At 56.9% G+C, this 15993-nt stretch carries 20 protein-coding genes; 17 read left to right on the top strand and 3 right to left on the bottom strand.

Annotation, left to right across the window (positions count from 1 at the left end):
* Positions 1-31 precede the first annotated feature (31 nt).
* The 14 genes from fliF to sra all read left to right on the top strand — a co-directional run bounded on the left by fliF (position 32) and on the right by sra (position 11093).
* Positions 32-1708 (top strand): flagellar basal-body MS-ring/collar protein FliF, encoded by a 1677-nt coding sequence (fliF, locus tag PGR09_RS04180; RefSeq protein WP_430915819.1) that lies wholly within the window; start codon positions 32-34, stop codon positions 1706-1708.
* A complete protein-coding gene (gene fliG, locus PGR09_RS04175) occupies positions 1705-2697 on the top strand; it encodes a flagellar motor switch protein FliG (RefSeq protein WP_015367292.1) in 993 nt (330 codons plus the stop codon). The genes fliF and fliG overlap by 4 nt, the downstream gene beginning before the upstream one ends.
* Complete coding sequence (fliH, locus tag PGR09_RS04170; RefSeq protein WP_047065439.1) at positions 2690-3391, top strand: flagellar assembly protein FliH; 702 nt, start codon at positions 2690-2692, stop codon at positions 3389-3391. Before fliG ends, fliH begins: the two co-directional genes overlap by 8 nt.
* Positions 3391-4752: a flagellar protein export ATPase FliI gene (gene fliI / locus PGR09_RS04165; protein WP_045397393.1), complete on the top strand. Its 1362-nt coding sequence runs from the start codon at positions 3391-3393 to the stop codon at positions 4750-4752. Before fliH ends, fliI begins: the two co-directional genes overlap by 1 nt.
* Before the next feature lie 21 nt (positions 4753-4773).
* Positions 4774-5220, top strand: a complete 447-nt coding sequence (gene fliJ, locus PGR09_RS04160) for a flagellar export protein FliJ (RefSeq protein WP_045397390.1) — start codon at positions 4774-4776, stop codon at positions 5218-5220.
* Entirely contained in the window at positions 5217-6395 is a 1179-nt protein-coding gene (locus tag PGR09_RS04155; protein WP_320482622.1) for a flagellar hook-length control protein FliK, read from the top strand. Before fliJ ends, PGR09_RS04155 begins: the two co-directional genes overlap by 4 nt.
* A gap of 162 nt (positions 6396-6557) precedes the next feature.
* Positions 6558-7046, top strand: a complete 489-nt coding sequence (gene fliL, locus PGR09_RS04150) for a flagellar basal body-associated protein FliL (protein WP_015367297.1) — start codon at positions 6558-6560, stop codon at positions 7044-7046.
* Positions 7047-7051: 5 nt separating this feature from the next.
* The gene (gene fliM, locus PGR09_RS04145; RefSeq protein WP_015367298.1) at positions 7052-8059 is read left to right on the top strand and encodes a flagellar motor switch protein FliM; all 1008 of its coding nucleotides are present in this window, start codon (positions 7052-7054) and stop codon (positions 8057-8059) included.
* Positions 8052-8468, top strand: a complete 417-nt coding sequence (gene fliN, locus PGR09_RS04140) for a flagellar motor switch protein FliN (protein WP_015367299.1) — start codon at positions 8052-8054, stop codon at positions 8466-8468. Before fliM ends, fliN begins: the two co-directional genes overlap by 8 nt.
* Positions 8468-8860: a flagellar biosynthetic protein FliO gene (gene fliO, locus PGR09_RS04135; RefSeq protein WP_063414555.1), complete on the top strand. Its 393-nt coding sequence runs from the start codon at positions 8468-8470 to the stop codon at positions 8858-8860. Before fliN ends, fliO begins: the two co-directional genes overlap by 1 nt.
* A gap of 2 nt (positions 8861-8862) precedes the next feature.
* A complete protein-coding gene (gene fliP, locus PGR09_RS04130; RefSeq protein ID WP_045397378.1) occupies positions 8863-9624 on the top strand; it encodes a flagellar type III secretion system pore protein FliP in 762 nt (253 codons plus the stop codon).
* Positions 9625-9641: 17 nt separating this feature from the next.
* Positions 9642-9911 (top strand): flagellar biosynthesis protein FliQ, encoded by a 270-nt coding sequence (gene fliQ / locus PGR09_RS04125; RefSeq protein ID WP_015367302.1) that lies wholly within the window; start codon positions 9642-9644, stop codon positions 9909-9911.
* Positions 9912-9913: 2 nt separating this feature from the next.
* On the top strand, positions 9914-10696 hold the full coding sequence (fliR, locus tag PGR09_RS04120) for a flagellar biosynthetic protein FliR (protein ID WP_047043654.1): 783 nt from the start codon (positions 9914-9916) through the stop codon (positions 10694-10696).
* A 262-nt stretch (positions 10697-10958) separates the two neighbouring features.
* The gene (gene sra / locus PGR09_RS04115; RefSeq protein ID WP_072251507.1) at positions 10959-11093 is read left to right on the top strand and encodes a stationary-phase-induced ribosome-associated protein; all 135 of its coding nucleotides are present in this window, start codon (positions 10959-10961) and stop codon (positions 11091-11093) included.
* A gap of 542 nt (positions 11094-11635) precedes the next feature.
* Here the strand turns inward: sra and PGR09_RS04110 are convergent.
* Positions 11636-12328: a hypothetical protein gene (locus PGR09_RS04110; protein ID WP_430915818.1), complete on the bottom strand. Its 693-nt coding sequence runs from the start codon at positions 12326-12328 to the stop codon at positions 11636-11638.
* A gap of 67 nt (positions 12329-12395) precedes the next feature.
* Between PGR09_RS04110 and PGR09_RS04105 the strand changes: the two genes are divergently transcribed.
* On the top strand, positions 12396-12632 hold the full coding sequence (locus PGR09_RS04105) for a hypothetical protein (RefSeq protein WP_047077832.1): 237 nt from the start codon (positions 12396-12398) through the stop codon (positions 12630-12632).
* Between the two features lie 278 nt (positions 12633-12910).
* On the opposite strand, the gene PGR09_RS04100 is transcribed toward PGR09_RS04105, so the two are convergent.
* Complete coding sequence (locus PGR09_RS04100) at positions 12911-13801, bottom strand: helix-turn-helix domain-containing protein (protein WP_430915817.1); 891 nt, start codon at positions 13799-13801, stop codon at positions 12911-12913.
* A gap of 100 nt (positions 13802-13901) precedes the next feature.
* Between PGR09_RS04100 and PGR09_RS04095 the strand changes: the two genes are divergently transcribed.
* Positions 13902-14309: an MAPEG family protein gene (locus tag PGR09_RS04095; RefSeq protein WP_430915816.1), complete on the top strand. Its 408-nt coding sequence runs from the start codon at positions 13902-13904 to the stop codon at positions 14307-14309.
* Between the two features lie 2 nt (positions 14310-14311).
* On the opposite strand, the gene PGR09_RS04090 is transcribed toward PGR09_RS04095, so the two are convergent.
* The gene (locus PGR09_RS04090; protein WP_430915815.1) at positions 14312-15247 is read right to left on the bottom strand and encodes a LysR family transcriptional regulator; all 936 of its coding nucleotides are present in this window, start codon (positions 15245-15247) and stop codon (positions 14312-14314) included.
* 92 nt (positions 15248-15339) lie between these two features.
* Here PGR09_RS04090 and PGR09_RS04085 point away from each other — a divergent pair, with 92 nt between their 5' ends.
* Positions 15340-15819, top strand: coding sequence for a GNAT family N-acetyltransferase (locus tag PGR09_RS04085; RefSeq protein WP_430915814.1), 480 nt, complete (start codon positions 15340-15342; stop codon positions 15817-15819).
* Positions 15820-15993 lie beyond the last annotated feature (174 nt).

The raw sequence follows: 15993 nt of genomic DNA, 5'->3' as shown, positions 1-15993 counted from the left end.
GCCTGAACGCCAGCGAAGGATACCGCCTACCATGAGTGCCTCGTTATCCGCCGGCGAAAGCCGCGACAACGGCCTGCAGGCCATCTGGAGCCGTCTGCGCGCCAATCCAAAAATTCCGCTGCTGGTGGCCGCCTCCGCCGCGATTGCCATTATTGTCGCGCTGCTGCTGTGGGCGAAAAGCCCGGATTATCGCGTGCTGTACAGCAATTTGAACGATCGCGACGGCGGCGCTATCGTCACCCAACTGACGCAGATGAACATCCCCTACCGCTTCGCCGAGAACGGCGCGGCGCTGATGATCCCGGCGGAAAAAGTGCATGAAACCCGCCTGCGTCTGGCGCAGCAAGGGCTGCCGAAGGGCGGCGCCGTCGGCTTCGAACTGCTGGATCAGGAAAAATTCGGTATCAGCCAGTTCAGCGAACAGATTAACTATCAGCGCGCTCTCGAAGGCGAACTCTCACGCACTATCGAGTCGCTGGGGCCGGTGCAGAATGCGCGGGTGCACCTGGCGCTGCCGAAGCCCTCGCTGTTTGTCCGCGAGCAAAAATCCCCTTCCGCCTCTGTCACCCTGACGCTGCTGCCGGGTCGTGCGCTGGATGATGGCCAAATTAACGCTATCGTCTATATGGTATCGAGTAGCGTCGCCGGCCTGCCGGCGGGCAACGTCACCGTGGTCGATCAGGCCGGACGCCTGCTGACGCAGTCCGACGGCACCGGACGCGACCTCAACGCCTCGCAGCTGAAATATGCTAACGAAGTGGAAAACGGCTATCAGCGACGCATTGAAACTATCCTGGCGCCGGTGGTCGGCAGCGCCAACGTCCGCGCTCAGGTGACCGCGCAGATCGATTTCGCCTCCCACGAGCAGACTGACGAACAGTATCAGCCGAACCAGCAGCCCGAGAAAGCGGCGATCCGTTCGCAGCAAACCAGCAGCAACGAACAAATCGGCGGTCCGCAGGTGGGCGGCGTCCCTGGGGCGTTATCCAATCAGCCGAGCGCGCCGGCAACGGCGCCGATTGAAAGCGCTAAACCGGCGGCCAATAACGCCAATAACGCGACCAACACCCGCAGCGCCGCGGCCAACAGCGGTCCGTTAAGCACCCGACGCGACGCCACCACCAACTACGAACTCGATCGCACCATCCGCCATACCCAACAGAAAGCCGGGACGGTGGAACGCCTGTCGGTCGCCGTGGTGGTGAACTATAGCCTCAACGCCGACGGCAAAGCGCAGCCGATGAGTAAAGAACAACTGGCGCAAATTGAAGCGCTGGTGCGCGAAGCGATGGGCTACTCCAGCACCCGCGGCGATAGCCTGCAGGTGGTCAATACGCCATTTACCGACAATCAGATGACCGGCGGCGAACTGCCGTTCTGGCAGAGCCAGGCGTTTATCGATTTGCTGCTCGAACTGGGACGTTACCTGCTGGTACTGCTGGTCGGCTGGGTATTGTGGCGCAAGCTGATTAAGCCGCAGCTGCAGCAGCGTCAAGCCGCGCAGCAAGCCGCGGTGGCCGCCGCCAGCGCGCCGGTCGCTAAGGCGAACGACAGCCATAAACCAAGCAACGAGGAGCTGGCGCTGCGCCGTAAATCGCAGCAGCGCGTCAGCGCAGAAGTCCAGAGCCAACGCATCCGCGAACTGGCGGATAAAGATCCGCGGGTCGTCGCTCTGGTAATCCGCCAATGGATGAGTAACGAACTATGAGCCTGACCGGAACCGATAAAAGCGCCATTTTATTAATGACGCTGGGCGAAGACCGCGCGGCGGAGGTGCTCAAGCACCTCTCCTCCCGCGAAGTCCAGCTTTTGAGCGGCACCATGGCCGGCATGAGCCAGGTCTCGCATAAACAGCTCGGCGAGATCCTCTCTGAATTTGAAGACGATGCCGAACAGTTCGCCGCCTTGAGCGTCAACGCCAGCGACTATCTGCGGTCGGTGCTGGTGAAAGCGTTGGGCGAAGAGCGCGCCGCCAGCCTGCTGGAGGATATTCTCGAATCCCGCGAAACCACCTCAGGGATGGAAACGCTCAACTTTATGGAGCCGCAGAGCGCCGCCGACCTGATCCGCGATGAACACCCGCAGATCATCGCCACCATCCTGGTACACCTCAAGCGCGGCCAGGCGGCGGATATTCTGGCGCAGTTCGATGAGCGCCTGCGCAACGACGTGATGCTGCGTATCGCCACCTTCGGCGGCGTGCAGCCGGCGGCGCTGGCGGAGTTGACCGAAGTGCTCAACAACCTGCTCGACGGCCAGAACCTCAAGCGCAGCAAAATGGGCGGAGTGCGTACCGCCGCCGAGATTATCAACCTGATGAAAACCCAGCAGGAAGAAGCCGTTATCGACGCGATGCGCGAATACGATGGCGAGCTGGCGCAGAAGATCATCGACGAGATGTTCCTGTTCGAAAACCTGGTGGAGGTCGACGATCGCAGTATCCAGCGCCTGCTGCAGGACGTGGACAGCGAATCGCTACTGATTGCTCTGAAGGGCGCCGAACAGCCGCTGCGCGAGAAGTTCCTCAAAAACATGTCGCAGCGCGCGGCCGATATTCTGCGCGACGATCTCGCCAACCGTGGGCCGGTGCGCATGTCGCAGGTGGAAAACGAACAGAAAGCGATTCTGCTGATAGTCAGACGGCTGGCGGAAAGCGGCGAAATGATCATTGGCGGCGGCGAGGACACCTATGTCTGATCGCATTAATTCCATGCCCTGGCAGCCCTGGTCGCTCAACGACCTTGGCGACGCGGCCCCGGCTTTCGAACCGCCGCTACCGACGCTGGATAACGAAGCCTTGCAGCCTGACGCGCAGGCAGAACTGCAGCAGCAGCTTGCCGCCCTGCGCCTACAGGCCGAGCAGCAAGGTCAGCAATCCGGCTATGCCGATGGCCAGCAAAAAGGCTATGAAGCCGGATTTCAGCAGGGGCTTGAGGAGGGCCGCCAGCAGGGACTACTGGAAGCTCAGCAGCAGCAACAGCCGCTGACCGACCACTGGCAGCAGCTGGTGAGCGAGTTTCAGCACACCCTTGATGCGCTCGATTCGGTCATCGCCTCACGTCTGATGCAGTTGGCGCTGACCGCCGCAAAACAGGTGCTTGGCCAGCCGCCGGTCTGTGACGGCACCGCCCTGCTGACGCAAATTCAACAGCTGATCCAGCAAGAGCCGATGTTCAACGGCAAGCCGCAATTGCGTGTGCACCCGCAAGATTATGAGCGCGTTGAGCAGCAGTTAGGTACCACCCTCAGCCTGCACGGCTGGCGGCTGCTGGCGGACGGCGATCTGCATCCCGGCGGCTGTAAGGTCAGCGCCGAAGAGGGCGATCTCGACGCCAGTCTCGCCACCCGTTGGCATGAATTGTGTCGCCTCGCCGCACCGGGAGCGCTGTGATGACCGCCCGTCTTGGCCGCTGGCTGAATTCACTTGAAGCGCTGGAGCAGCGTATCGCCCGTACGCCGACCGTGCGACGCTACGGTCGGCTGACCCGCGCCACCGGCCTGGTGCTGGAGGCCACCGGTCTGCAGTTGCCGCTCGGCGCAACCTGCCTTATCGAGCGCGACGGCGGCAACGGCGTGCAGGAAGTGGAAAGCGAAGTGGTCGGCTTTAACGATCAGCGGCTGTATCTGATGCCGCTGGAAGAGGTCGAAGGGATCGTACCTGGGGCGCGGGTTTACGCCCGTAGCACGGCGGACGGCCAGCACGCCGGTAAACAACTCCCGCTGGGCCCGGCGCTGCTGGGACGCGTGCTCGACGGCGGCGCCAGGCCGCTTGACGGCCTGCCTGCGCCGGAAACCGGCTATCGCGCGCCGCTGATTACCGCGCCGTTTAACCCGCTGCAGCGTACCCCTATCGAGCAGGTGCTGGACGTCGGCGTGCGCACCATTAACGGTCTGCTGACCGTTGGGCGCGGCCAACGTATGGGGCTGTTCGCCGGCTCCGGCGTTGGTAAAAGCGTACTGCTGGGCATGATGGCGCGCTACACCCAGGCCGACGTCATCGTCGTCGGCCTGATCGGCGAACGCGGCCGGGAAGTCAAAGACTTTATCGAGAATATTCTCGGCGCCGAAGGTCGCGCGCGTTCGGTGGTGATCGCCGCCCCGGCAGACGTATCTCCCCTGCTGCGCATGCAGGGCGCCGCTTACGCCACCCGCATTGCCGAAGATTTTCGCGACCGCGGTCAGCACGTGCTGCTGATCATGGATTCGCTCACCCGCTATGCGATGGCGCAGCGTGAAATCGCGCTGGCGATCGGCGAACCACCGGCTACCAAGGGCTATCCGCCTTCGGTATTCGCCAAACTGCCGGCGCTGGTTGAACGCGCGGGCAACGGTATCAGCGGCGGCGGTTCGATCACCGCCTTCTATACCGTACTGACCGAAGGGGACGATCAGCAGGATCCGATTGCCGATTCGGCACGCGCGATCCTCGATGGCCACGTGGTGCTTTCCCGACGGCTGGCGGAAGCCGGTCACTACCCGGCCATCGATATCGAAGCCTCGATCAGCCGCGCGATGACGTCGCTTATCGATGACGAACATTATCGCCGGGTACGTACCTTTAAGCAGATGCTGGCCAGCTTCCAGCGTAACCGCGATTTAATAAGCGTCGGTGCCTATGCCGCCGGTAGCGACCCGCTGCTGGATAAAGCCATTGCCCTGTATCCGCAAATGGAGACCTATCTGCAGCAGGGAATTTTCGAGCGCTGCGGTTATGACGAAGCCTGTCAGCAGCTACAGCAGCTGATTGTTTAACGCCATCGGAGACGCCACGCGATGAAAGCACAGTCCCCTTTGATTACCCTGCGCAATCTGGCCCAGGAGGCCGTCGAACAGGCGGCGCAGCGTCTGGGCCAGGCGCGCCAGGCGCAACAGGCCGCCGAGCAACAGCTGACGATGTTGCTTAACTATCAGGACGAGTACCGGCAAAAGCTCAACAGCACCCTTTCCGGCGGCATGGAAAGCTCTCGCTGGCAGAACTACCAGCAGTTTATCGCCACCCTCGAACAGGCCATCGAACAACAGCGCCAGCAGCTGCTGCAGTGGGGACAAAAGGTGGAGCACGCCGTGAAGCAGTGGCAGGACCATCAGCAGCGGCTGAACGCCTACGACACCCTGCACACGCGCGCGCAAAACGCCGAGCTGCAGTTGGAAAACAAACGCAATCAAAAATTGATGGATGAGTTCGCGCAACGCAGTACACAAAGGAATACCGCTTCATGAATCTCAATGCTTTGCCCGCCCTTAGCCTGCCCGGCGACGCCAGCGCCCTGCCGGATCTGGCGCTCGACGACGTTCAGCTGTCGTCTGCCTTCGCGCAACTGCTCGGCGCGCGCTTCACGCCCGCGCAAAGCGGCACGCTGCCGCCCGCGGCGCTGAGCGCCGATGATGAAAGCGCCCCGCCGCTAAGCCGTAACCAGCTTAACCAGCTGCTGGCGGCGCTCGGCGAACGCGGCGCGCTGCTGGTCAATGCGTTACCGCCATCGGCGGGAAACGCCGTCGACGCAACAGCGAAAAAAGAGGATAGCGGCCCGCATACGCCGCCGCTCAGCGAGGCGAAAACCTTAGATCCGGCGACGCTGCAGGCGCTGTACGCCATGCTGCCGGCGGCAATCGTCGCCCCGCCGCCGCAGACCGCGCTACCGCTGGCTCAACAACCAGCGCCCAGCGGCGATAAAACCGCGCTCCACATCGGCAATGCAGCTATTCAGCATGTCGCGAACCTGCCGGAAGGCGAACCGGCGGCGAAGCCGCAGCCGGGCACGGATCCCCTTAGCGGGCAAAATCTGCCTTCTCCTGTTGTGCAGACCGCGACCACGCCGCAGCACGATATGGCCGAATCTTCGGCTGAGAATACCCTATCGCAACCTGCCGCCGTCGCTTTCGCCGCCGCCAGCCCCAGCCAAAGCGCCACGCCCGCCAGTGCGCTGGTAACCGCGCCGCCGACGCCGCAGCTTAATGCCCAGCTTGGTAGCCCGGAATGGCAGCAGGCGCTGAGCCAGCAGGTACTGATGTTCCACCGCAATGGCCAGCAGAGCGCCGAACTGCGCTTGCATCCGCAGGAGCTGGGCACGCTGCAGATCACCCTGCAGCTCGACGATAAACAGGCGCAGCTGCATATCGCTTCCGCACACGGTCAGGTACGCGCGGCGGTCGAAGCGGCTATGCCGCAGTTACGTCACGCGCTGGCGGAGAGCGGAATCAACCTCGGTCAGAGCAGCGTTGGCGGCGAGGCGACGCCGCAATGGCAGCAGCATAATGGCAACGGTGAAGGCCGCGCCAGCTACGCGGAACGCCACGGCGGCGGCAACGATGGCGCGCCGATTGAGCCAGTCAGCGCCCCGGCAGCCCTGCAGCGAATGGTCAGCCAGGTCAACGGCGTCGATATTTTCGCCTGAGGGGCGCTAAACGGCCAATCTGGCCCCCATTTGCCCGTTTATTCCGGCTATTGCCTCGCGCGTTAGCCGCGATAATACCTTTATATGTCATACGTGCGGCGCCGCCGCGCGCGATGCCCGTCAGCAACGCGGCGGGCGGAACAACAGGAATTTGATTTGGCTATGTCTCAAAACTCCCTTCCGGCAACCGCGCCCAAACGCCCCTTATTGATCATCCTGCTGACGATCGTGGCCGTGGCCGCCTGTGCTGCCGCAGGTTACAGCTGGTGGCTGCTGCAACAGCGCGACGGCGGCGCGCAAACCGCCATCGAAAAGGAAAAACCGCCCGCGCCGCCGGTATTTATGCCGCTCGATACCTTTACCGTCAATCTGGTGACCCCGGACAACGATCCGGACCGCGTACTGTATATCGGCCTGACGCTGCGCCTGCCGGATGAAGCAACCCGCCGCCAGCTTAATGATTTCCTGCCGGAGGTGCGTAGCCGTCTGCTGATGCTGCTTTCGCGTCAGGAGGCCGGTCACCTGGCGAATGAGCAGGGCAAGCAGCAGCTGGTCGCGCAGATCAAAGAGACGCTGAGCGCGCCGCTGGTTAAGGGACAACCGAAGCAGGTGGTCAGCGATGTGCTGTTCACCGCCTTCATACTGCGGTAATCACCATGGGCGATAGCATTCTTTCACAGGCAGAGATCGACGCCTTGCTCAACGGCGACAACACGGGCGATGAGCCCGAGACGGTTGTCGGCGGTAAAGAGAGCGAGGTTAAGCCATACGATCCGAATACCCAGCGCCGCGTGGTGCGTGAACGCCTGCAGGCGCTGGAAATTATCAACGAGCGTTTTGCCCGGCAGTTCCGCATGGGATTGTTCAACCTGCTGCGCCGCAGCCCGGACATCACCGTCGGGCCGATTAAAATTCAGCCGTACCACGAGTTTGCCCGCAATCTGCCGGTGCCGACCAACCTTAACCTGGTACACCTGAACCCGCTGCGCGGCACCGCGCTGTTCGTCTTCGCCCCGAGCCTGGTATTTATCGCCGTCGATAACCTGTTCGGCGGCGACGGGCGTTTCCCGACCAAGGTCGAAGGCCGCGAATTCACACCCACCGAGCAGCGGGTCATCAAACGTATGCTACGCCTGGCGCTGGACGCCTACGGCGACGCGTGGAGCGCAATCTATAAGATTGACGTCGAATACGTGCGTGCGGAAATGCAGGTCAAATTCACCAACATCACCACCTCGCCGAACGATATCGTGGTGACCACGCCATTCCAGGTGGAGATTGGCGCGCTAAGCGGTGAATTTAATATCTGTATTCCTTTCGCCATGATTGAACCGCTGCGTGAACTGCTGACCAATCCGCCGCTGGAGAATTCCCGCCAGGAAGATAGCCAGTGGCGCGAAACGTTGGTCAAGCAGGTGCAGCACTCCGAGCTTGAGCTGATTGCCAACTTCGTCGATATCCCGATGCGCTTGTCGAAAATTCTTAAGCTGCAGCCTGGCGACGTTTTACCGATAGATAAACCGGATCGCATTATCGCCCATGTCGACGGCGTGCCGGTGCTGACCAGCCAATATGGCACCTTAAACGGGCAGTACGCCCTTCGTGTTGAACACTTGATAAACCCTATTTTGAATGCTCTGAGTGAGGAACAGCCCAATGAGTGATCCTAAGCAACCGTCTGGCGCAGGAAAGGAATCCGTAGACGATCTGTGGGCTGATGCGCTTAATGAACAACAGTCGTCTGAGAAATCCAGCGCCACCACCGATGGGGTGTTCAAATCGCTGGAGGCCCAGGATGCGCTCGGCAGCCTGCAGGATATCGATCTGATCCTCGATATTCCGGTGAAGCTGACCGTTGAACTGGGGCGCACCAAAATGACGATTAAAGAGCTGCTGCGCCTGTCGCAGGGATCGGTTGTCGCGCTGGATGGCCTGGCGGGCGAACCGCTGGATATCCTGATCAACGGCTATCTGATAGCCCAGGGCGAAGTGGTGGTGGTGGCCGACAAATTCGGCGTGCGTATTACCGATATCATTACTCCGTCCGAACGTATGCGTCGGTTGAGCCGCTAATGAGCGCCCCCGTTACCGTGCAGACCAGCCAACCGGTTACCGAACCGGCAATATCCGGCGGCTCGGCGCTCATGCAGGTAAGCAGCGCGCTCGGCGCGATTCTGCTCCTGATCCTGCTGGCCGGTTGGTTGTTCCGCCGCCTCGGCTTTGCGCCGCAGGCGCGCAACGGTCGGTTGCTTAACCTGCGCGCCAGCTGCCAGGTTGGCCAGCGCGAGCGCGTGGTGGTGGTGGAAGTCGATAATACCCTGCTGGTGCTGGGCGTCACCGCCCAGCAGATCACCCCGCTTCATCAGTACCCGGCGCCACCGCGCGATGAAGATACTCCGGCGGTCACGCCTGCGAACGACTTCCGCCAGCTGATGCGCAACGTCCTCAACCGCCCGGAAAAATAGCCATGTTCCCTACTCTGTTCGCTTGTCTCCGCCGTCGGGCGCCGTGGCTCGCCGCCGCGTTACTGCTGCTGAGTCCTGCCGCCTTCGCACAGCTTCCGGGGCTTATCAGTCAGCCGCTGGCCAACGGCGGCCAGAGCTGGTCGCTGCCGGTGCAGACGCTGGTGCTGTTGACCTCGCTGACCTTCCTGCCGGCGATGCTGCTGATGATGACCAGTTTTACCCGCATTATCATCGTACTGGGTCTGCTGCGTAACGCGCTGGGCACGCCTTCCGCGCCGCCGAACCAGGTGATGCTCGGGCTGGCGCTGTTCCTGACCTTCTTTATCATGTCGCCGGTGTTCGACAAGGTCTATCAGGAGGCGTACCTGCCCTTTAGTCAGGACAAGATCGGCCTTGATGCGGCGCTGGATAAAGGCGCGCAGCCGCTGCGCGAATTTATGCTGCGCCAGACCCGCGAAAGCGACCTGGCGCTGTACGCTCGTCTGGCCAACCAGCCGCCGCTGGCCGGGCCGGAGGCGGTACCGATGCGTATTCTGCTGCCCGCCTACGTCACCAGCGAACTGAAAACCGCTTTCCAGATTGGTTTTACGGTGTTTATTCCGTTCCTGATTATCGATCTAGTGGTCGCCAGCGTGCTGATGGCGCTAGGGATGATGATGGTGCCGCCGGCGACGATCTCGCTGCCGTTTAAGCTAATGCTGTTTGTGCTGGTGGATGGCTGGCAGCTGCTGCTCGGCTCGCTGGCGCAGAGCTTCTATTCCTGAACCGCCGGAGAACAATCATGACGCCAGAATCCGTGATGGCCATTGGCACCGAAGCGATGAAGGTCGCCCTGGCGCTGGCCGCCCCGCTGCTGCTGGCGGCGCTAATCAGCGGGCTGGTGGTCAGCCTGTTGCAGGCCGCCACCCAGATTAACGAGATGACCCTGTCGTTTATCCCCAAAATTCTCGCGGTCGTGGCGACGATTATTATCGCCGGGCCGTGGATGCTGAACCTGCTGCTGGACTATATGCGCACGTTATTCAGCAACCTGCCTAATATTATCGGCTAGCCGTGATCCCCTTTGACAGCGCCCAGCTTAGCGAATGGCTCAGCCAGTATTTCTGGCCGCTGCTGCGTATTCTGGCTCTCATCAGCACCGCGCCGGTACTGAGTGAAAAGCAGATCAGCAAAAAGGTGAAAATCGGCCTCGGCGGCCTGATTGCGATACTGATCGCCCCAACGCTGCCCGCCAACGCGATCCCCATTATCTCTGCTGCCGGTTTATGGCTGGCGATTCAGCAGATCCTGATCGGCGCGGCGCTGGGGCTGACGATGCAGCTGGCTTTCGCCGCGGTACGCCTCGCCGGCGAAGTCATCGGCATGCAGATGGGGCTATCGTTCGCCACCTTCTTCGACCCCAGCGGCGGCCCCAATATGCCGGTGCTGGCACGGCTGCTGAACCTGCTGGCAATGCTGCTGTTTTTAAGCTTTGACGGCCACCTGTGGCTTATCTCGCTGCTGGCCGACAGCTTCCATACCCTGCCGATCCAGAGCCAGCCGCTAAACGGCAACGGTTTCCTGGCGCTCGCCCAACTGGGTTCGTTAATCTTTATCAACGGCATGATGCTGGCGTTACCGCTGATTTGTCTGTTGCTCACGCTCAATATCGCTTTGGGTCTGCTCAACCGCATGACGCCGCAGCTGTCGGTATTCGTGATCGGTTTCCCGGTGACCATGACCTTTGGCATTATGACCCTCGGCATGATGATGCCGATGCTGGCCCCCTTCTGCGAACACCTGTTTGGCGAGATGTTCGATCGCCTGGCGGCCGTTATCGGCGGTATGACGTTTTAACCCTGCCGTTATTTACCTCTTTTTCGCCGGACAAAATGGCAATAAAAAACGTTTACTGGGATAAAAGCCTGGAAAAACGTTTTTATTGCTACTAAGGTCCGAATGTTCATAGCGGCTTGAATTAAAAAATAGCCACCCTACAATAAAGCCTGAATTTAATTGTTAGTGAATTTTATTTTTTTATAAAATTAAAACCTCGGGAAACGCAGAATATTTTCCTGCGTGGGTTTAGTGCATCTTTAATAAAATAAGGAGCGACATCATGATTAAGGCGAAAGGTAACCGTATAGCGCGGCGTGTATTAGGCCTGCCCCACTGGGAAAGTAACCGATTTAAAATCGTGCTGGCCGACACTGCCGCTGGCGGAAAATGGAAAGTGGTGAAGAAAAAGAAATAATCCTGACTGGCAATTGTTCTTTGCGCAACATAATTCCAAATTGCACAGTATCGTAGCCCCGGTAAGCGCTCGCGCCGCCGGGGATTTTGAGGCCACCAACACCGGCAGTTTCAGTTCGCAATGGTACGAGTCGTAGACCGTAGGCCGGATTAGGCGCAGCCGCCATCCGGCGCGAAAGTAGCTCTTTACCCGCGGTTATTGCCCGGCGGCGCTACGCTTGCGCGGGCCTACAGATCACATGCCGTGGTAGATACTGTTATCGGTTTGCAACTTTTTTAATGGTTTTTCCCGGACGCGGCGCGTTGCGCCTACTCCGGGCTACCAAATCGCAAAGCGCAGTAGCCCCGGTAAGCGGCAGCGCCACCGGGGGATTTTGAGATCACCAGCACCAGTAGTGTCAGCCAGCGCAATGAATAAATTAAAGGCAGGCCGCACGGACCGTAGGTCGGGTAAGGCGCTAGCCGCCACCCGACAAAAAAGTAACGCGGGTAGATGCTGTGAATATTTTCAACCCTACGTAACCCAAACTTATTCAATGACGATTAATATGCTAAGCTTTTTATTACTGAAAGAATGCGCTCTTCTCCGCGAAGTCCTATTGCATTTATCAAAGCTCTATCAATTTTATCGCTGACAAGAAAATAAAGCATTTCCATATTATTGTTGTAGAGTGCCAAATATAACTGAGGCGATATATCCCTGAGTTTTCTTGCAGAAATCGCTGCCGTCTGAACCTTTCCATAAAGAGATGCGGCTGTCACTACCACAAAACTGGATCGGTTAAGTTGCATCATGACATCATTTTTGAAATTAAATGAGTTAACAATGATGATAGATAAAGCATTTGCAATTGCGCCCCTTGTTAGTAATCCACTTCGATAACTTGATAGACCTTTTGCAAGACTGATATCAAGATATTTTATCTCGCTCACTTTTAAATATTTAAGTTCTTCCTCAATATACATCCTCATCATATCTGCAATGATGTTTTTCCTTTTATATATCTCGTAAATACATTTTATGAAACGGATATCCTCTTCTGATAATTCCGAGCATATAGCCTTATACTCATCCAAAAGACATGTACTGTACCATGTATCCCTCTCTAAACCAGATCGAACATCTTCCAGGACACTGATACTATTCTGTTGAACACCTCTTACAGCACGGTCGAGTGCTATAGCAGCATACCTGTCGGTTTCCATTCTAAATTTGACCATCGAAGATATAGACATTGCCTGAATTCCCTTTTCATGATAAAAACACGAGGTGTAATTAGCACCATATCATGAGGAATGAATTATGAAAAAATGGATTTTTATTATTTTTTCTTTCATCCTATCATTTATCATCCTGGTTACCCTGATGTTTGAATTAGCGTTTCGCCTATTAAAGGCTGATGAAGTTATCAACTTTATGGAAAAATCAGTTTTTATCGATTCGTTTAATTCATGGTTTATCTTTTTGGTTATATTATCATTCATAGGTGCTATCATTATCAGCAGCGTGGTATTTTTAAAGATTAAAAAGGTGATGTAATGCCCTGTTTATCTCCTTTTTTTAAAGAAATACTTAACGACCTTAAAGTTTATGTCATTATCATTTCTCTTTTTACATTTTATTACTTTACAATTCCAGGATACTGGTTTCTATGCAGTATAGTTACAATAATAATTTATGGTATTATTAAAATAGTTATAGCGTCAAAAAAAAGTAATAAAGGTGCTATTAAATAGTGATGTTACTTTTGGTCGCATTCACTGGTAGCCTGCTCAGAATAATAACTTACCGCATCTTACCCTGACTAATAAATAAAATCACACAGCATGACGCAGCGCCCGTATTCCCTTTCCAGTCTGACGGCGCAGCAACGCCAGCAGCGTTGACACTTCTGAATAACCCACGTCAGCGGTAATCGTCTCAATATCTTTCCCCTCGGCAAGCAGCTGCTTTACTCGTTCGACCCGCAATTGCTGGAAAAAAGCCAACGGTGATTTCCCCAGCGTGGCTTCCATTCTGCGCTGTAAGGTGCGTGGATGCACGTTAAGCGCGCCGGCAGCCGCCTGCAGGGAAAATCCCTGCGCCAGATGCGCTCGCGACCAGTGCGCAAAGCGGTTGATCAGGTCATCGGCATGCTGAGGATAACCTGCCGGCAGGCGTGAAACCTGAGGATGGCGGATATCAGCCGCCATCGCTTTTGCCAGCAAATCGGCAAGCGGCGGGCTGCTCTGGCGAATCAGCCACAGCGCCAGCTCCACATGGCCCATCATTGCGCCGGGAAGGATCGGCGCAGCCGCATTGAGCCATGACGCAGCGGCGGTCTGCTCATTGAGCAAACGGCTATCCGCCAGGATGAAGGTATTTAAACAGGCGGCGGCAATTTTAACGCCGCGCTTCGCCATGTTTTGCAAAAACCGCTTAGCGTCAGCAATATCGTGCCAGCCATCCGGCGGCGATTGTCGTGCGTGAACGTTGATCGCCGGCACCACAATCCAGTCGGGATAATCCAAACCCGATGCCTGATGAGCAGGAATACTCAATCCATGGGCTGATTTAACCTGCCCGGTCACGGCAATCATCTGCACCTCAAAGCGAGAAATATTCATGCTCTGGCGTCGCGCCATATCATTGGCCGCGGCGAACGTATCCAGCAACGTCGATAAGCCGGTGTCGAAAACGCCATCCAGAGTCAGAATATTTATCTTCATGTCGTTAATGGTATTGAAATTGTCATTTTTGCATATGGTTCCATTTTAACCTTAGCCATAGACTTTCCTCTATCGTTATTAATTACCAGAGTCAATTGCCATGAAAAATAATCCTGAACTGATTATCCTTACGTTAATTTGTCTGCTAACGGTTATGATGTGGATACCCTATATTATTGCCCGAGCCGCGCGCGCTAACGTCGCGCCCGCAGCGGGAAACGGCCATTCGTCATCAACCGGGCTGGCGCCCTGGGCGCAGCGTGCGCAAAAGGCGCACGCCAACGCGGTAGAAAACCTCGTTATTTTTGCCCCACTGGTGGTGGTCGCCGCGTTGCTTAACGTCAATAACGCCATAACGTTAATTGCGGCTAAAGTTTATTTGCTCGCGCGCATTGTCCATTATATTGCGCATACCGCCGGGATCCCCGTTATCCGAACGCTCGCCTTTCAGACCGGTTTTGTCGCGACGGTTACCATAGCGATAGTTATTTTAAGTTCGGTTTTTTGAGGTTAAAAACTCCCGGCATTCTCTGCCAACGCCAGGCTTTGTAGCGCCGTCTTAAGCCATTTGGTTGCTCCTCGCTGCCCGCCGCGTTTATGGGAATAGATCTTCACGGTAAACGGGCTTATGGCGAACGGCAAAGGAAAAATCGCGATCGGGGCGGCATGAAGGAACTTCTCTGCGGCATAACGAGGAATCGCCATTAACAGATCGCTTTGCGCCACAATAAACGGCGCGCTGAGCATCGAAGGGGTTTTGAGCGCTATCTGCCGCGTATAGCCTAATTCCTGCAGGCGTAAATCCAACACTCCCTGCTTTTCATTCCACGGCGTGACCACCAGATGCCGCGCGGCGAGATAATCCGCCAGCGTCAGCGCCGTGCGACGGGTATTGCTGATAACCACGTACTCATCCTCAAACCAGTCAATTTCCTCCAGTTCATGATGCCGGATATCTTCAGCGGTGCTGAAGCCCAGCGCCAGATCCACCTCTCCCGCCAGCAGCTCCGTCAGTGCCGGGCTATGCGGCAAATAACGGAGTTCAAAACGCAGTCCCGGCACTTCATGCTGCAGCTTTTGCATCAGCGCAGGAAAAATGCATAACGCGGTGAAATCGGTAATGGCTATCTGGATCCGCTCGGTGCTGTCGGCGGCAATAAACTCTGGCTGTCGCGTGAGTTCCTGATTAAGCAATTTCAATACTGAAGCGATGGAGGGCGCGAGCTGAGTGGCATAGACGCTCGGGCACATCCGATGTCCTTCGCGAAAAAACAACGGATCGTTCAGCGCCACGCGCAGCCGCGACAGCGCGTGGCTCAACGCGGAGGTACTCATCGCCAGCTCATCGGCGGCAAGCCGAACGGAACAGTGGCGATAGATAGCATCAAAAACGAGCAGCAGATTGAGATCGAGGCGTCTGAGCGCCGGATGCATAATATTCATCATTGGGTGATTTCATTGCACTTAATTCTTCTGACAATACCCCCTATGCTTAGCGTCATCAATATCGTTAACGTGTGAAAACGACAGGAAAAATTATGAGTATTACGATTAGACAGGCCCGTGCGGATGACGCTTCCGCCATCTACAACATGATTTATGAACTGGCGGTGTACGAAAAAGCCCCGCAGGAAGTGGTCACCACCCCCGAAGAGATCCGCGAAACCCTGTTTGGCGACGACAGTAAAACCGAAGCGCTGATCTGCGAAATTGACGGTAAAACGGCGGGCTATGCCGTGTTCTTCACCAGCTATTCAACCTGGCTCGGACGCAACGGTATTTATATGGAAGATTTGTATATCTCGCCGGACTATCGCGGCCAGGGCACGGGCCGAGCGCTGCTAAAAACCATTGCCCGGTATGCGGTTGCGCGCCGCTGCGGACGCCTTGAGTGGAGCGTGCTGGACTGGAACCAGCCGGCCATTGATTTTTACCTCAGTATTGGCGCCGCGGCGCAAAGCGAATGGGTCCGCTATCGCCTCGATGGCGAAGCGCTGGTTAATTTTGCGGAGCAATAACCGTGTCTTTTCGTTGTTGGGCTAACGCGACTGTATTTTTTGAAGTGGGTAATAGCATGGCTGTACTGCGAAGAGCGAAGTATCGATCTTAGTCTGCCCGAAGGTATTTTATAAAATCCATGACATTTAACAACATACCGCATAGTAAATACTATGCGGTCTTATTGATCGGCT

This window comes from Klebsiella sp. 141251 (genome assembly GCF_050600725.1).
GTDB classification, from domain to species: Bacteria; Pseudomonadota; Gammaproteobacteria; order Enterobacterales; family Enterobacteriaceae; genus Klebsiella; species Klebsiella aerogenes.
Note: the sequence above shows the minus strand (reverse complement) of the source record. Positions and strands in the feature narration are given on the sequence as shown.

Excerpts from the sequence above, each read along its gene's own strand:
- fliM (WP_015367298.1), top strand. The coding sequence starts at position 7,052 with ATGGGCGATAGCATTCTTTCACAGGCAGAGATCGACGCCTTGCTCAAC.
- fliP (WP_045397378.1), top strand. The coding sequence starts at position 8,863 with ATGTTCCCTACTCTGTTCGCTTGTCTCCGCCGTCGGGCGCCGTGGCTC.
- fliI (WP_045397393.1), top strand. The coding sequence starts at position 3,391 with ATGACCGCCCGTCTTGGCCGCTGGCTGAATTCACTTGAAGCGCTGGAG.
- fliG (WP_015367292.1), top strand. The coding sequence starts at position 1,705 with ATGAGCCTGACCGGAACCGATAAAAGCGCCATTTTATTAATGACGCTG.
- fliJ (WP_045397390.1), top strand. The coding sequence starts at position 4,774 with ATGAAAGCACAGTCCCCTTTGATTACCCTGCGCAATCTGGCCCAGGAG.
- PGR09_RS04110 (WP_430915818.1), bottom strand. The coding sequence starts at position 12,328 with ATGTCTATATCTTCGATGGTCAAATTTAGAATGGAAACCGACAGGTAT.
- fliL (WP_015367297.1), top strand. The coding sequence starts at position 6,558 with ATGTCTCAAAACTCCCTTCCGGCAACCGCGCCCAAACGCCCCTTATTG.
- PGR09_RS04100 (WP_430915817.1), bottom strand. The coding sequence starts at position 13,801 with ATGAAGATAAATATTCTGACTCTGGATGGCGTTTTCGACACCGGCTTA.
- PGR09_RS04105 (WP_047077832.1), top strand. The coding sequence starts at position 12,396 with ATGAAAAAATGGATTTTTATTATTTTTTCTTTCATCCTATCATTTATC.
- PGR09_RS04090 (WP_430915815.1), bottom strand. The coding sequence starts at position 15,247 with ATGATGAATATTATGCATCCGGCGCTCAGACGCCTCGATCTCAATCTG.
- sra (WP_072251507.1), top strand. The coding sequence starts at position 10,959 with ATGATTAAGGCGAAAGGTAACCGTATAGCGCGGCGTGTATTAGGCCTG.
- fliH (WP_047065439.1), top strand. The coding sequence starts at position 2,690 with ATGTCTGATCGCATTAATTCCATGCCCTGGCAGCCCTGGTCGCTCAAC.
- fliF (WP_430915819.1), top strand. The coding sequence starts at position 32 with ATGAGTGCCTCGTTATCCGCCGGCGAAAGCCGCGACAACGGCCTGCAG.
- PGR09_RS04155 (WP_320482622.1), top strand. The coding sequence starts at position 5,217 with ATGAATCTCAATGCTTTGCCCGCCCTTAGCCTGCCCGGCGACGCCAGC.
- PGR09_RS04095 (WP_430915816.1), top strand. The coding sequence starts at position 13,902 with ATGAAAAATAATCCTGAACTGATTATCCTTACGTTAATTTGTCTGCTA.
- fliQ (WP_015367302.1), top strand. The coding sequence starts at position 9,642 with ATGACGCCAGAATCCGTGATGGCCATTGGCACCGAAGCGATGAAGGTC.
- PGR09_RS04085 (WP_430915814.1), top strand. The coding sequence starts at position 15,340 with ATGAGTATTACGATTAGACAGGCCCGTGCGGATGACGCTTCCGCCATC.
- fliO (WP_063414555.1), top strand. The coding sequence starts at position 8,468 with ATGAGCGCCCCCGTTACCGTGCAGACCAGCCAACCGGTTACCGAACCG.
- fliN (WP_015367299.1), top strand. The coding sequence starts at position 8,052 with ATGAGTGATCCTAAGCAACCGTCTGGCGCAGGAAAGGAATCCGTAGAC.